We start from the raw sequence: 14,091 nt of genomic DNA on the forward strand, positions 1-14,091 counted from the left end.
GCCTCGTCGGTGCGAAGGAAGACGAGCCGCTCACACGGTGTCCAGGTAGCCCTAGGCAGACAAGCGCCCCGTGGTGCAGGCCGTGAACTACGACGCTCCCCACGAAGCGATGGATGCGATGCCGAGGTAGTGGGCCAGGGCCAGCTCCACGTGGGCCATCTGGTCGCGGGCGAAGTAGTCCACCGGATCGCCGACCAGGTAGTCGGTGTCGATGGAGCGGACCTGATCGACCAGCATCCGAGTCGGCCGCCCAGCGACCTCCAGCTCGGGCCGGTGGACCGATGGCTGGGCTGATGTAGAGGTCGGGACGATGGTTACGACGGACAGCGGCGGCTCCGAGGGAGAGACCACCAGGCCAAGACGCCTGCCCCGCTGCTCGTGACCCCGTGTCTGGCCGAGGTCGACGCGGTAGACGGCTCCGCGAATCACCAGGCGTCCGGTTCGGCGCCCAGATCCTCGTTCTTGATCTTCTCGGCGTCGGCGTGGAACTGGCCGAGCCACCGTTCGTGGTCCAGCAGTCGCAGGGCACGGCGCAGCGTGTCCGAGGTGCTTTCCCCTGGGCGGGCAGCCTCGCGCAGGATGCGCTCATCCTCGGCGCTGGGACGGAAATCGATCGATCTGGACACGGCGCCAGGATGCCGCCGCGTTCGACAACTGTTCAAGACAGCGCGGGAAGGCGCGCGGCTTTGACAAGACCGCTGGGGCAACGCAGGGACTCCCCTGCGCCCCAGCCCGGTAGATACGCGCGGACGCCACCGACTTCCCCGTCAGCGCCCAGGAGTACCTCATAGGCCACCGGCCGTGCTGTCAGACGGAGTGACCGCTCCCCAGTCTCCGGGGGTCACGTCTCGCAGCCGCGGCACACGAGGCCCGCAGGCTCGGGTCGCCGTCGTCCTGATCACTGGGGAGACTTGACCAGTGACTTCACCGACCCACCTCCACGACCGTCGAGCCGAACCCGTCACCTACCGCCTCCGGGTGGACCTCGACCGCATGAAGCCCCCGGTGTGGCGCCGGCTGGACGTTCGCTCCGACCTCAACCTGGAGGCGCTGCACCTGGTGCTGCAGGCCGCGTTCGGCTGGGAGAACAGCCACCTTCACCACTTCCACCGCTACGGGGAGCGCGGCACCGGCCAGCGTGACCTGTACATCAGCGACGTCGAGTTCGAGCTCCCTGACGCCCTCCCCGAGCACGAAGTGACCCTCGACCAGGTGCTCACCCACCCCGGGGAGACGCTCGGCTACACCTACGACCTCGGCGACGACTGGTCGCACACCCTCAAGCTCGAGAAAATCCTTCCGTTCAACGAGGACGCACCGCCCGCCGTCCTGGTCACCGGCCGCCAGCCCGCTCCCTTCGAAGACGGCATGGGCCCCTACGACGAAGACGGCGAGCTGCTGGACGAGCCCCTGCAACGCGACTTCGACCTGGACGAGCTGCGCGACGCCGTCGTCGCCGTCTTCGAGGACGACGACGCCGCCGCCCTGGCGCTCTTCGACATCGACGACGAGCTGATCGACGAGATCGGCGCGATCCCTCCGGACGCCGTCGCCGCTGCAGCCCGGTCCAACCCACTCGTGGTGCGGCTGCGCGAACGTCTCGGTGTCCCGGTGACGGACAGTGACGCAGCGCCGGGTGCCGACCTCGGGAGCCCGGAGTCGTGGCCGGCTCGGCTGCGGGAAACGCTGCAGAAGCGCGACGACAAGGCGCTCGCCACACTCGCCTCCATCCACGGCGCCACGCTCGAAGCGCGGGAGCTGCGGGAGGAGCTGGTCGGTGACGACACCGGCACGGCCACCGTGGTGCTGATCGCCTACCTGTCGGCGATCCTGGACGAGTCGGTGCCGCTGCAGGAGTTCCTCCGCGACCCGCAAGCCGTCGCCGACACCCCCGGCGGCCCGCGCGTCACGGCCTTCATGCAGCTGCTCGCCGTGCTGGGAGCTCACGGAGTCGCTGACCTCCTGGAGATCGCTCAGACGTGCGTCGACCCGTCAGTCCTCCTGACGGAGTCCGCCCTACTGGACGCCGCGGGCCTGGCCACTCTCAAGGAGGGCAACCAGCTGCGCCTCGACCCGAACCTGCGAGCCGTGCTGCTGATGGCGCTGAGCGGGCTCGTCGGGGCGAACGACGAGCAGGTGCCCGTCAGCTGAGCCTTCTGCTGATCCGGCGGTCGGAAGCGTCTGCCATCCTGTCAACATCTCGACACTGCGGAGGTCGAGCCAAGCATCAGAGGGGGCAGCGGTGGCCGTGTCGATCCTCGACGTGCCGGTCATGCCGGCACGGGAGGCGGCGCGACAGCTGCGCATTCCCGCCACGACCCTCCAGCACTGGTTGGAGGGCGGCGACAGGCGCGGCACCTTCTACGAGCCGGTTCTCCGGACTGAGCCTCGGGGCACCCTGGACATGACGTGGGGCGAGGTCGTCGAGGCTCGCTACCTGCGGGCTTATCGCAGTTCGGTGTCTATGCAACGCCTGCGCCCCTTCATCTCGGAGATGCGCCAGCAGTTCCAGGTCCGCTACCCCCTGGCGCACTTCAAGCCCTTCGTGGGCAAGGGACGCGAGCTGGTCTTCCAGCTGCAGGAGAGCACCGACGTCCCCGAAGACCTGTGGCTCGTCTTCCGTGGTCGCAGTGGTCAGTACCGGCTGAATCCCCTGGTCGTCGGTGACTACGTCGAGAGGATCGACTTCGCCGACACGCCCCTGGCCGAGGCAGAACGCATCAGACCGCTCGGCAAGGACCGTGCCGTGGTCATCGACCCCCGCCGAAGCTCCGGCGCCGCGACCGTCCGCGGCGTCCGCACCGATGTGCTTGCAGAGCGAGTCAGAGCGGGCGGCTCCATCGAGGAGTTGGCCAACGAGTTCGACCTCGCAGAAGGCGATGTCCACGACGGCCTGACGTACGCGTGGTCGCGCTCGTGGCCCACCGTGAGTGCTGCCTGAACGAGCAGCCGGCGTTACGGCTGGGTCACCAGCTCGTGTCTCTCGGCACGCCTCCGTCCGCGACGCCGCCACCGGCCTCACCATCGCGGCATGCCGTCGCCGGTCGCAGCCAGCGACACGTCGTCGGCAGGACCCCCGATCACTGCGATCCAGGAGGAGCCACCATGCCGTCACCCGAGGAGTTCGCGCTGGCCTGGTCCAGGTCGTGCTACGCCGAGTCACGCCACGACGGCCGGAAAACCTTGGACGCGCTGCTCGACCAGCGCCTGGACGACGACGCCTGACGGCCCCCGCCGTCGTCGTCCCCTAGCCCTTCAACCCAGCCGGCCACCCTCAACCGATCAACGTGGTCGACCACGTGGCGTCAGCGGTGCTGACCCACGTGGTCGACCACGAACCGCGGCGGCTGCGCCGACCACGCGAAGTACACGCGGCCGCACGCGTCGGGGTGGGTGTGGTCACCGAGTTTGATGTGGGGCACCGCGTCGAGCTCCTCCCCCTCGTAGACGAAGCGCGCGCGGCGCGTGAGCTCGGGGGTGTCGGTGAGGGCCACGTCCAGCCCGTACCCGGCAAGGAACCAGTCCGTCATCCGCCCCTCGACGAGCCCTTCGCGCTCGGAGTAGTCGCGCGCGGCCTGCGCCAGTGACACCAGTGCCTCGCGCATCTTGGCGGGGTGCACGTAGGAGCACTTCGCCCACGCCCGGGCGGCCTTCGCGGTGAAGCGGAGGGTGCCGCCGCTGGCGTCCTCGAGGAAGGCGAACAGCGGCTTGGCGTCCCGCGGGTCGAGCGCGGGTGCGTCCGACCAGCGGACCTGGTCGGGCCCGACCTCCGCCTCCAGGGCGGTCGCCCGGGCACGCCAGCGGTCCAGCTCGAAGCGCAGCGCCTCCAGGGCCTCCACCTGCTCGCGCAGGCGCTCGTTCTCCTCGCCGAGCAGCGCGACCTCACCGGCCCACTCGTCGAGCTCGGCCCGCAGCGACGCGACCTCCTCGCCCTGGTCGCCCTCGGAGGACGACGCCCCGCGCTCCCCTCCCCCGCGCCCACTGCTGCGCCGGCGCGCCTGGAACCACGCGCCGTCGCGCCCACCGGCCAGCGCCGACGCCGCGGCCAGCTGCCGGAACAGCACCTCCACGAACGGCGGCTCCGCCGCGACGGCCTCGCCCTCGTCCCACGTCGGATGCTCGACCGCTAGGTCCGGCCACACGAGCCGCAGACCGCCAGGCGGTGGCGCGAACTCGGGCGCCGCCTCCGCGAGCCGCTCCTTCGCGGCCTTTCTCACGACGACGACGCGCGCCAGGCCCTGCAGCTCCGTCGCCGCGCGGCGCGCCAACCCCCACCCGGGCTGGGTGGCCGGGTCAGCGAGGAGCACGGGCAGCCGCTGGGGCTGCCGCAGGGCGGTGAGCACGTCGTCGCCGTCGTCGGTGCTGGTCAGCGAGGGCATGCGCCCGTCGAGGTCCTGCCCGCGACACGTCACCCGCAGGCGCGGGTCGGCGGTGAGCGACGCGAGCAGCGGCGGGCGGCCTGCGGCGGGCTCGTCGAGCGGGACGAGGCGGTGGCCGAGCAGCTCCCGTCCCGTGCTCATCCGCACGTGGACGCCGCCGGCTGCACCGAGGTGGCTGTCGCCGTGACGCGCACCGTCTCGGTGGTGAGAGGTCACCGTGGTGCGGGCGCGCATGCGGCCCTCCGGGCCGAGCGGCGTGTAGAGGTCGGCTCTCAGCGCGACGAGGGCGCCGCGCGGGGCAGAGCTATGTCGGACGCCGCGGCCGCCGTCGTCGTCCTGCTCGTCACGGTGGCCGACCGCTGACCAGCGCAGGTCGTGCAGGACGGTGGGGTCGTCGAGCGTGGGGAGCACCGTGAAGCCGTCGGCGGAGAGCTCGTCCGTGCCGGGGACCACCGCGTAGTGCCGCTCCCACTCGCCGCGCAGGTGCTCGAGCACGATGTCGATGGCGGCAGCGGTCGTGCGGATGCCCGACCGCTCGAGGGCACCGGGGCGCACCTCGACGTCGACGTCGATGACGCAGAGCAGGTGCATCCCCCAATGATCCTGGCCGGGTCAGGTGGAGCGGACAGCCGGGTCGCAGGTTGGCGGTGAGCGGCTTCGGCGTGCCAGGGAGCGGGAGGTTGGTGCGGCCGGGGTGGGTGTCGCGGGGAGCTGTGAAGGACTGGCCCCTTGGGAGTAAGCGCCTGGTCACAGTGAAGGGGCCAACGCTTCATAGCTCCCCGGTCCCGACGGCCACCCGTTCTGCCTCTTCACGTAGCGTGACGGAGTGCACTTCCCCGGCACAGCTGGCTTCGCCGTGCTCGACCTCGAGACCACGGGCCTGTCGCCGCGCACGGAGCGGATCGTCGAGGTCGCCGTCGTCCACGTCTCCCCCGAGGGCGTGGCGGGCACGGAGTGGTCGACCCTCGTGTATCCCGGGCGTCCGACCGTCGGTGCCACGCACGTGCACGGCATCCGGCCGGCGGACGTGCGGAACGCCCCGCGCTTCGCCCAGATCGCCTCTGCGCTGGTGGACGTGCTGGCCGGGCGGGTGCTCGTGGCGCACAACGCGAACTTCGACGTGCCCTTCCTGCGGGCCGAGTTCGAGCGCGCGGGCGTGACGATGCCCGACGTCCCCCGGCTGTGCACGCTCACCGAGAGCCGGCGGCACCTGCCGCAGCTGCTGCGCCGCAAGCTCGCGGACTGCTGTGCCGCCGCCGGGGTGCGCCTCACCGGCGCCCACTCCGCCCTCGGCGACGCCCGCGCCACCGCCGGACTGCTCGCCTGCTACCTGCACGCTGCCGGGCCGGGCGCCCACGCCGAGCTGCTGGACAGGGCGACGACGACGGCGACGGCCTGGCCCGTCATCGCTGCTTCGGCGCACGCGCCCGTACTGCGGCGGCGGGCGGCGACGGCATCAGCTAGCCCGGTCCCGTTATCAGGTAGCTCGTTGCCAGGTGGTGCGGCGTGGAGGGCGCGGGCTGCTCAACCGGCGCGCTCGGCCCGGCCAGCGGCGCCGGTGCGCCCAACGGCGGAGCTGCCTCGACTGCGCCCCGGCGACGCCGTCGTCTTCACCGGCGGTGACCCGGACGTGCGCGCCCTCCTGGAGGCCCGCTGCCGCGAGCGCGGGGTGCGGGTGACGAGCGCGGTCTCGGGGCGCACGCGACTGCTCGTCACCGACGACGTCCACTCCGGCACCCGCAAGGCGACCCGCGCCCTGGAGCTCGGCACACCAGTGGCGGATACCGCGACAGCCAGATTGTTGATCGACGGCCTCATCGAGACGTCGGAGCTTCCGGTCATCGACCTGCGCGACGACGTGCCCCTCACGTTGACTCCTTCAGTCATCGCGAGCTTGTAGACGACTTGTAGACTCGCCAGATGGCGACTGGGCCGACCACAACGACCGTCCGCGTGAAGGTCGCCACGCGCGACGACGTCGCGGCGTACGGAGCTGAGCACGACATGAGCGCCGACGAGGTCATCGTGGCTGGCTTGCGAGCCCTGCGATGGGAGCAGAAGCGCAAGCGCGCCGAACACGAGGCCGCCGCACTCAGCCACAATCCGGAGTACCTCGCGGAGATGCGCGCCGTGCAGGAAGACCTGCATGCAGCGGGGTGAGGTCTACGAACTCGCCACCTCTCCGCTCAGCCGTGGCGATCACCTGCAAGGACGTGATCAGCGTGAACGCCGGCTCGCCGTCGTCGTCCAGTCCACTGCACTGCCGCTGCTGTCCACCGTGGTGGTCGTACCCACGAGCACCACGGTCTTCGAGGCGCAGTGGCATGTGGCGATCGCCATGCCCGACACGACGACGTACGCACTCTGCGAGCAGGTGAGTGCTGTCGACCCCTCGCGCCTCGGGAGTTTCCGGGGCATGACCAGCTACGAGGAGTTGCGAGACATCGACGACGCCCTCCGACTGGTCCAGGACTTGTGAGGACCAGGTGACGCTGGAGCTGACGGTCGCCAGGAACCCCGACCAGGGCAGCAGCCTGCCCTTCCTCGTACGCCTGCCGGTCAACGGCACCGGCGAGGCGGGCCTCGTCTTCGCGACCAAAGGCACGTGGCCGCGCACATCGGCGCTGTACTGCCACCCGCTGCCCGCCGACGCCTGGCCGGACGAGGCGCACCTCGACATCGTCGAGAGGGTGGAGCTGGTCAGCTGCACCCGGCGCGGAGCGGCGATCGACGTGGTGGCGGCGCGCTCGCGCGAGAACCGCTCCCAGGTGGTGACCACGCGGGCGCGCGGACGGCAGATGGTGTTCTGGCAGTCGCCGCGCACCCGCAAGCAGTCCCGGCCCCAGGTGAGCACGCCGACGGCGCGCGCCGCGGGAATCACCGAACTGGAGGTGGTCATCGACGGCCGCGAGCGCTACCCGTGGACGTTCGCCGATCAGCAGGTGCGCACCGTGCGGCGGGCCCTGGCCTGCGGTGACTACGCCGTGCTGCTCGGCGGGCGCGTGGTCGCCGCGGTGGAGCGCAAGACCATCGCCGACTTCACTGCCAGCCTCACCAGCGGGCGGCTGCGGTACGCCCTCGGTGAGCTGGCCGCGCTGCCGCGCGCTGCCGTCGTCGTGGAGGAGCCGTACTCGAGGGTCTTCGCGCAGGAGCACGTGCGGCCCGCCGTCGTCGCCGACGGCCTGGCCGAGTTGCAGGTCGCCTACCCGAACGTGCCGGTCGTCTTCTGCGACACCCGCAAGCTCGCACAGGAGTGGACCTACCGCTGGCTGGCGGCAGCGCTCACCTGGGCGGGCACCGAGCTGACCGTCGTCGACGACGTCGAGGGACGCGACAGCGCCGCCGCCGCTACGCCCGAGCCGTCCACGCGGGAGGTGCGGGCGTGGGCGCTGGGACAGGGGCTACCCGTCTCCGACCGCGGGCGTCTGCGCCCGGAGGTGGTGGCTGCCTGGCACGCCGCACATTCCGCCTGAGCGGGGTCGGACTGAGCGCCTGCTCGATGCTCCCGAGCCGCGAACCGCCTCGGTTGGCACGAGCTGGAGCGGCAGCGGGAACCACAGCGCGCGAGGCGCCCGCCGCCGCTGATGCCCCCGACGTCCCACGCCCCCATCCCTTCCGCACTTTCCGCGGCAAGTGCGCTTCCGGGGGCTCCGGTGGCGCACTTGCCGCGGAAAGTGCGGGAAGGGGGACGGGGTCAGGGGGTGACGGACTTCGTCACGGTGTCCTGCACGAGGCGCGCGGCCGTCGGCCCGGCGTTGAGGTAGAAGGGCTCCAGCGGCACCTCGACGGCGTGCCCCGCCTTCACGGCGTTCAGCCCCGGCCACAGCGTCGACCCGGTGATGAGCTGCACGCCGTCGCCGGCGGCGGCGTAGAAGATCCAGTCCGCGTCGGCGAGGTCGAGCTGCTCGGCGCTGATGTCCTTCGACGTCTCGTCGAACCGCTGCGACTCCGGCCGCCCCAGGCCGAGGTCTTCCGCGACACCACCCGTGAACGACGGCAGACCCATGATGCGCGTGCGGTCACCGGTGGACTGCAGGAACGACACCGTCGGCGCGGGCGTCCCTGCAGGGAGCTTCGCGGCGTACGCGGCGGCGTCGGTGTGAAGCCCGTCGAGGATCTTCTGCGCATCACCCTTCTGCCCGAGCGCATCGGCGAGCAGCAGGAAGTCGCTCTTCCAGTTGACGCCGTTGCCGAGCGTCACCACGGTCGGCGCGATCGCCGACAGCGCGGCGTAGTAGTCCTTGCCGCGCGTGGAGTTGATGAGGATGAGGTCGGGCTTGGCCTGGGCGATGGCCTCGACGTCGGGCTCGGTCCGGGTGCCGATGCTCGTCATGGCGCCGAGCGCGGTGGCGTCCTGCGGGAAGGCCTGCGCCAGGTACTCCGGCACGAGCGCGTTCGACTCGGCGACCGTCGCGGCCACCGGCACGTGACCGAGGGTGAGCAGCGCGTCGAGCTGCCCCGTGGAGACCACGGCGATCCGCTGCGGGGCCGCAGGCACCTCGGTGGAGCCGAGGTAGTGCGCGACCGTGCGGGGGAAGACGCCATCGGCCTGGGTCGACCCCATGCCCTCCGCCATCGTGCGCGAGACCACGTGCGGTCCCGCCGCACCGGCCTCCGCATTGGGCAGTGCCGACGACGACGCCGACGCCCCGCCGGACGCCGCGGCAGCAGACGCACCGGCCTGTGAGCCGCTGAGCGCCCCGCCCCCACAGGCCGCGAGCAGACCGACCAGCAGGACGCTCACCCCCGTGAGCAGCAGGGGGCGCGCAGGGTCGGCGGAGGGAAGCCTCGGGGGCTGAGGACGCATAAGTTAGCCTTGCCTTTCGCCAGTGGAGATCCCTGAGTACAGGTTCGATCACGCCCGGTGCAAACGCCCTGTTCAGGAGGACGCCGCTTTGCCCTCCACACTGCAATGCCCGCCCGGCTGAGCCCCGCGCCCGCGGCGGATGTCGCTCCCCGCCGCGTCACCGTGGCCGCGCTCGGCGTCGCGCTCGCCCTCCTCGTGGTGCTCCTCGCCGTCGCGAGCCTGGCCGTGGGTTCCCGCCCCGTTCCGCCGGAGGCGGCGCTGCGCGCCCTCTGGGCACCAGATTCCTCCCCCGACGCACTCGTCGTGCACCAGCTGCGCGTGCCCCGCACGGTGCTCGGCGTGCTGGTGGGAGCCGCGCTCGGCTGCGCCGGCGCCGTCATCCAGGCCCTCACGCGCAACCCCCTCGCGGAACCCGGTCTGCTGGGCGTCAACGCGGGCGCGGCGAGCGCCGTCGTCGTCGTGATCTCGGTGCTCGGGGTGAGCAATCCCGCGGGGCTCGCGGCGGCAGCCCTGGCCGGTGCGGCCCTCGCGACCGGCGCGGTGCTGCTCATCGGCGCGAGCCGCGGCGTCGCTGCCGACCCGGTGCGCCTCGTGCTGGCGGGGGTCGCGCTGGCCGCGTGCCTGCACTCGGTGACGGGCGCGATCACGCTGATCGACGCGCGCACGTTCGACTCCTACAGGTTCTGGGTGGTCGGCTCCCTCGAAGACCGACAGCTGACAACCGCGCTGGTCGTCGCGCCGCTCGTCGTGGCCGGCGGCGCGCTGGCGTGGACGCTCGGGCGCGGGCTCGACGCCCTCGCCCTCGGGCAGGACGTCGGCCGCTCGCTCGGGCTCCGCACCACACGGCTGCGCCTGCTGGCGCTGCTCGCCGTGACGCTGCTGTGCGGCGGCGCGACCGCGGCCGCAGGTCCGGTGTCCTTCGTCGGGCTCGTGGTCCCGCACGCGATCCGGCTGGTGGTCGGCCCCGGGTTGCGCCGCACACTGCCGCTGTGCGCGCTCGGCGGGGCGGCGCTCGTGCTCGCCAGCGACATCATCGGCCGCGTCGTCGCACGTCCGTCGGAGCTGGAGGTCGGCATCGTCACGGCCTTCGTCGGGGCGCCGCTGCTGCTGTGGCTGGCCCTGCGCGGGTCCCGCCGGTGAGCGGTCACTGATGGTCAGGACCACAACAAGCAGGACGACGACGGCGGGCCGCCGCGTGCTGCCTCTGCTGACCGCGCTGGCGCTCCTCGCAGCGACGCTGGCCGTCGCGTCGCTGCTCGGTGGCTCGTACCGCGCCTCCCCGGATGCCGTGCTGCGCTCGCTGCTCGGGGAGGGCACACCCGCCGACGACGTCGTCGTTCTCGGTCTGCGCCTGCCTCGGCTGTGCGCAGCGCTGCTGGTCGGGGCGGCGCTGGCCACCGCCGGTGCGGTGTTCCAGACCCTGACACGCAACCCGCTCGGCAGCCCGGACGTCATCGGTTTCACCACCGGCTCCGCGACGGGCGCGCTCGCCGTCGTCGTCATCGGGGTGGGGGCGCTCTCCCCCGCCGCCGGAGCGTGGCTCGGTGGGGCGCTGGCCGCGGGCGTCGTGCTGCTGCTGACGCGCGGGGCGGGCACGGGGAGTGACAGGACGGTGCTGGTCGGCATCGCCCTGGCGGCAGCGCTGGCCTCCGTCAACGACTACCTCATCACCCGCGCCCCGCTGGAGGTGGCGCAGGTCGCGCGGACCTGGCTGTTCGGCAGCCTGGCCGTGACGCGCTGGCCCGACGTCGCCGTGCTCGCGGCGTCCCTCACCGTGCTGCTACCGGCGGTGTTCGTCCAGGCGCGGACACTGCGGGTGCTGGATCTCGGCGACGACGTCGCCGCGGCCCTCGGGGTGCCGCTCGGGCGCTCGCGCGTGGTCCTCGTGCTCACCGCGGTGGGGCTGACCGGGACGGCGACCGCTGCCGCCGGGCCGATCGGGTTCGTCGCGCTGGCCGCCCCTCAGCTGGCACGGCGGATGCTGCGCGCACCGACCATCCCGCTCGTGACCAGCGCGGTCACGGGTGCGGTGCTGCTACTGGCTGCCGACCTCGCGGCACAACGCCTGCTCGCACCGCTGCAACTACCGGTGGGCCTGGTGACCGGCGCCATCGGCGGCGCGTACCTGCTCTGGCTCGTGGTGCGGGCACCTGGCTCGCGCTGACGGCTCGCGCTGACAGCCCCCTCAGGTGGTGGCTCCCTCAGGTGGTGGCTCCCTCAGGTGGTGGCTCCCTCAGGTGGTGGCTCCCTCAGGTGGTGGCTCTGACGACGGCGCTCAGCGCGGCTCCGGCCAGGGGCGCGAGGCCACGGTGCGGCAGCTGGCGAAGGCGATCGAGAACAGCGGGATCGCGCAACCTGTCGACGTCGCCGTCGGCCGCTGCGCGTGCCACGAACAGCGACGCCTCACGGTGCACGTCGAGGGCGCTGTGGCCGGTATCGGGGAGTTCGACGAGCAGACCCTGCGGCGCCAGCGCAGCGGCGCGAGCGGCGATGGGCCGAGGCGTGGTGAGGTCGCGCTCGCCGGAGAGCACCACCACGGGAACCGTGGTCCGCTGCAGGCCCGCCACCAGGTCGAACGGCTCCCCCGCGTACGCCGGCTGGCCCGCGGCGACACCCGCGTGGATGAGTTGCATGTCCAGCGGGCCTCCGTCCGGAGGCTGCCCGAAGCCAAGCTCGCCGTAGGCGATGCCGGCCACGAGGTCGGGCTCCACGAGGTACCGCTGCACCGACTCCGATGCCTCCGACACGCCGACCTCCGCCAGCATCGACCACAGCCACCGCAGCCGCCCCTGCCCGCGAGCCGTCACGAGGCGGCGCAGCACGTCGGGTCCGGCGACCTCGTGGACCACCGTCACGACCGCCGTGAGCTCGGTCATCAGCTCCATCGTGACCGCCCGTGATCCGAGCTCACGCACCGCGGCGGCCGCCTCGGCGAGCGCGGGCTCCTCGCCGTCCCAGAGCTGACGACGGCGATGGGCGCGGACCGCGGCGACGTCGTCGACCACCGACAGCATCGGCGAGTCGAGCACCAGCGCCGCCACCCGCTCCGGGTGACGCATCGCGAACGCCTGCGCGAGGTAGCTGCCGTAGGACGCGCCGTAGACGACGGCGCGCTCGACGTCGTCGTCGTCAAGAACAGCGGCGAGGTCATCGACGACGGCCTCGACCGTCACATCGGCCGCCGTGAGGTCACGCCCCGACGCGTCACGACGAGAGAGCCCCACCCCTCGGTGCTCGACCATGATCGCGTCGAGGCCGAGGGCCACCGCCCGGCGCCGCCAGGCTCGGTACGGCAGCGCGGACGCCAGGCCGGGGCCGCCGGGCACCACGAGTACCGGCAGTCCCCGGCGCTCCGCCGGTGGCGTGTCGCGTAGGTACGTCAGCGGAAAAGCGCGACCGCCGTCGTCCTCGGGCCCGAGCGCCCGGTGAACGACGCCTCCGCCGCGCGCCAGCAGGTGACGAGCGACCCTGTCAGCGACTGAGCGGCGCACGCCGCCCAGTGTGCTGGTCTCGGCCTGGGGTTACCTGTGGGTCACTCGCAGGCGATGCCGTCGCCGTCGCGGTCGAGCTTGCTGCTGTACCCCGGCTGGCCCCGTCGCAGCGGAGCCTTGCCGGCGGCACGGACCGCGGTGCAGTTCTCGAACTCGGACGACGACGCGGACGCGGCCGCCTCCGGCAGCGCCGCCGGCACGCAGACAGTGCCGGCGAGCGCCGCGTTGCTGAGCACGTCGGAGCCCCCGAGGCCGGTGACGCTGGTGGTGCCGAGGGCGGTGTAGGCATCGGCCGTGACCTGCGGGAGGCAGTCGGGGCGGCTGAGGAGCAGGGGCTTGCCGAGTGCGGCACCAGCGAGCGCGTCAGGGAAGTTCACGCCGCTGGCCAGCAGCACGCTGGGCGCGGAGCTGCCGAGGTCCTTGAGCACCTTGGCGGCGGTGTCGTAACGGTCGTCGCCGTAGATCCGGCGGACCTTCCCGGGCCAGTCGGCCTCGAGCTTCGCCTGCACGGCGGCGGACACCACCGTGGTGCCGCCCACGATGGTGATGCGGGTCGGACCTACCGCCTTGAGCATGTCGGCGGTCTCCGACGGCAGGCTGTCGCGGTTCGTGAGCATCAGCGGGACGCCCTTGGAGGCGGCGGCTGCGCCGGCCGCGAGAGCGTCAGCGAAGCCCTCACCGGAGGCGACGTACACCTCCTGCGCTCCGAGAAACTGCATCTCGCTGACGCGGGCGGCGGTCGCGTAGCGGGTGTTGCCGGCGAGCCGGATCGTGCCGCCGGTAGAGAGTCCATCGAGCTGGGAGGTGACGCCCTCGCTGATCGCCGTCGTCCCGCCGACCACCCACACCAGCTGGGGCGCGAGCCGCTCAATCTCGGCGCTCGTCGCCGTCGGCACCTGGTCGGCGGTGACCGTTAGCAGGGGTGCCTTGAGCGAAGCGGCCAGCGGTGCTGCCGCCAGCGCATCGGCGAAGCTGTTGCCGTTGACGACGACGACGGCCTTCGTCGAGCTCTGGAAGTTCATGGTCGAGACCGCGGCGGCAGTGGCGTGGCGGTCACCGCCCGACCAGCGGTCGATGGTCACTGCCTGCGCCGGAGTCGCGGCAGCCAGAAGGCCTCCCGCGACCAGCGCGGCGATCGTCGCGGCCCTGGCGCGCCGCGCGCGCGTCGTCGTCGTCATCGTCTTCCCCCCCGGTCACCTGCCAGCACCGTGGCACCCGGCCGTCGCTAACACGGGGAGCCACGCCGCAGTAGCTGTCACTGCGCCTCACCCGGCCCCCGCACGCTTCCGCGTGTAGCCCGGAGAGCAGACACCTTTGCGGGGGGAGTCGTGGCATCCGGGTGGTGTCCTCTGAGGTGCGGGTTTGGAGTTCATCGAGAGGTTCACGTCGGAGCCTGCTGCGTCGATCACGAGGG

The 14,091-nt window shown here is 72.4% G+C and carries 14 protein-coding genes; 8 read left to right on the top strand and 6 right to left on the bottom strand.

Annotated features, from left to right (window positions below):
• Nucleotides 1-87: 87 nt before the first annotated feature.
• Both BXY45_RS18635 and BXY45_RS18640 read right to left on the bottom strand, forming a co-directional pair.
• On the bottom strand, nt 88-429 hold the full coding sequence (locus BXY45_RS18635) for a type II toxin-antitoxin system PemK/MazF family toxin (RefSeq protein ID WP_109776039.1): 342 nt from the start codon (nt 427-429) through the stop codon (nt 88-90).
• Complete coding sequence (locus BXY45_RS18640; protein WP_109776040.1) at nt 426-626, bottom strand: hypothetical protein; 201 nt, start codon at nt 624-626, stop codon at nt 426-428. The genes BXY45_RS18635 and BXY45_RS18640 overlap by 4 nt, the downstream gene beginning before the upstream one ends.
• A 292-nt stretch (nt 627-918) precedes the next feature.
• Here BXY45_RS18640 and BXY45_RS18645 point away from each other — a divergent pair, with 292 nt between their 5' ends.
• A complete protein-coding gene (locus BXY45_RS18645) occupies nt 919-2,151 on the top strand; it encodes an IS1096 element passenger TnpR family protein (RefSeq protein WP_109776041.1) in 1,233 nt (410 codons plus the stop codon).
• Between the two features lie 91 nt (nt 2,152-2,242).
• On the top strand, nt 2,243-2,941 hold the full coding sequence (locus tag BXY45_RS18650) for a DUF433 domain-containing protein (protein WP_109776042.1): 699 nt from the start codon (nt 2,243-2,245) through the stop codon (nt 2,939-2,941).
• A 364-nt stretch (nt 2,942-3,305) separates the two neighbouring features.
• On the opposite strand, the gene BXY45_RS18655 is transcribed toward BXY45_RS18650, so the two are convergent.
• A complete protein-coding gene (locus BXY45_RS18655; RefSeq protein ID WP_109776043.1) occupies nt 3,306-4,970 on the bottom strand; it encodes a coiled-coil domain-containing protein in 1,665 nt (554 codons plus the stop codon).
• Between the two features lie 235 nt (nt 4,971-5,205).
• On the opposite strand from BXY45_RS18655, the gene BXY45_RS18660 reads away from it, so the two are divergent.
• The 4 genes from BXY45_RS18660 to BXY45_RS18675 are packed head-to-tail and all read left to right on the top strand — an operon-like array spanning nt 5,206 to nt 7,852.
• Entirely contained in the window at nt 5,206-6,279 is a 1,074-nt protein-coding gene (locus BXY45_RS18660) for an exonuclease domain-containing protein (RefSeq protein ID WP_109776044.1), read from the top strand.
• 20 nt (nt 6,280-6,299) lie between these two features.
• Entirely contained in the window at nt 6,300-6,539 is a 240-nt protein-coding gene (locus BXY45_RS18665) for a hypothetical protein (protein ID WP_146211276.1), read from the top strand.
• Entirely contained in the window at nt 6,526-6,858 is a 333-nt protein-coding gene (locus tag BXY45_RS18670; protein ID WP_109776046.1) for a type II toxin-antitoxin system PemK/MazF family toxin, read from the top strand. Before BXY45_RS18665 ends, BXY45_RS18670 begins: the two co-directional genes overlap by 14 nt.
• Nucleotides 6,859-6,871: 13 nt before the next feature.
• On the top strand, nt 6,872-7,852 hold the full coding sequence (locus BXY45_RS18675; protein WP_109776067.1) for an ERCC4 domain-containing protein: 981 nt from the start codon (nt 6,872-6,874) through the stop codon (nt 7,850-7,852).
• 221 nt (nt 7,853-8,073) lie between these two features.
• On the opposite strand, the gene BXY45_RS18680 is transcribed toward BXY45_RS18675, so the two are convergent.
• Nucleotides 8,074-9,123, bottom strand: coding sequence for an ABC transporter substrate-binding protein (locus tag BXY45_RS18680; RefSeq protein ID WP_211319738.1), 1,050 nt, complete (start codon nt 9,121-9,123; stop codon nt 8,074-8,076).
• Between the two features lie 168 nt (nt 9,124-9,291).
• Here BXY45_RS18680 and BXY45_RS18685 point away from each other — a divergent pair, with 168 nt between their 5' ends.
• Both BXY45_RS18685 and BXY45_RS18690 read left to right on the top strand, forming a co-directional pair.
• The gene (locus tag BXY45_RS18685; protein WP_109776048.1) at nt 9,292-10,326 is read left to right on the top strand and encodes a FecCD family ABC transporter permease; all 1,035 of its coding nucleotides are present in this window, start codon (nt 9,292-9,294) and stop codon (nt 10,324-10,326) included.
• A gap of 10 nt (nt 10,327-10,336) precedes the next feature.
• A complete protein-coding gene (locus BXY45_RS18690) occupies nt 10,337-11,350 on the top strand; it encodes a FecCD family ABC transporter permease (protein ID WP_109776049.1) in 1,014 nt (337 codons plus the stop codon).
• Nucleotides 11,351-11,435: 85 nt separating this feature from the next.
• Here the strand turns inward: BXY45_RS18690 and BXY45_RS18695 are convergent, their stop codons facing one another.
• Together BXY45_RS18695 and BXY45_RS18700 are read right to left on the bottom strand one after the other, a co-directional pair.
• Nucleotides 11,436-12,677, bottom strand: a complete 1,242-nt coding sequence (locus tag BXY45_RS18695; RefSeq protein WP_170131611.1) for an alpha/beta fold hydrolase — start codon at nt 12,675-12,677, stop codon at nt 11,436-11,438.
• A gap of 41 nt (nt 12,678-12,718) precedes the next feature.
• Nucleotides 12,719-13,855 carry a cell wall-binding repeat-containing protein gene (locus BXY45_RS18700; protein ID WP_109776051.1) on the bottom strand — a complete coding sequence of 379 codons (1,137 nt, stop codon included), beginning with the start codon at nt 13,853-13,855 and terminating at the stop codon, nt 12,719-12,721.
• Nucleotides 13,856-14,091 lie beyond the last annotated feature (236 nt).

The sequence above is a fragment of the Quadrisphaera granulorum genome (genome assembly GCF_003149145.1).
Lineage (GTDB): Bacteria > Actinomycetota > Actinomycetes > Actinomycetales > Quadrisphaeraceae > Quadrisphaera > Quadrisphaera granulorum.

What these genes read in the sequence shown, in the direction of transcription:
- BXY45_RS18655 (WP_109776043.1), bottom strand. Translation starts at nt 4,970, where the DNA reads ATGCACCTGCTCTGCGTCATCGACGTCGACGTCGAGGTGCGCCCCGGT.
- BXY45_RS18665 (WP_146211276.1), top strand. Translation starts at nt 6,300, where the DNA reads ATGGCGACTGGGCCGACCACAACGACCGTCCGCGTGAAGGTCGCCACG.
- BXY45_RS18670 (WP_109776046.1), top strand. Translation starts at nt 6,526, where the DNA reads ATGCAGCGGGGTGAGGTCTACGAACTCGCCACCTCTCCGCTCAGCCGT.
- BXY45_RS18685 (WP_109776048.1), top strand. Translation starts at nt 9,292, where the DNA reads ATGCCCGCCCGGCTGAGCCCCGCGCCCGCGGCGGATGTCGCTCCCCGC.
- BXY45_RS18690 (WP_109776049.1), top strand. Translation starts at nt 10,337, where the DNA reads ATGGTCAGGACCACAACAAGCAGGACGACGACGGCGGGCCGCCGCGTG.
- BXY45_RS18700 (WP_109776051.1), bottom strand. Translation starts at nt 13,855, where the DNA reads ATGACGACGACGACGCGCGCGCGGCGCGCCAGGGCCGCGACGATCGCC.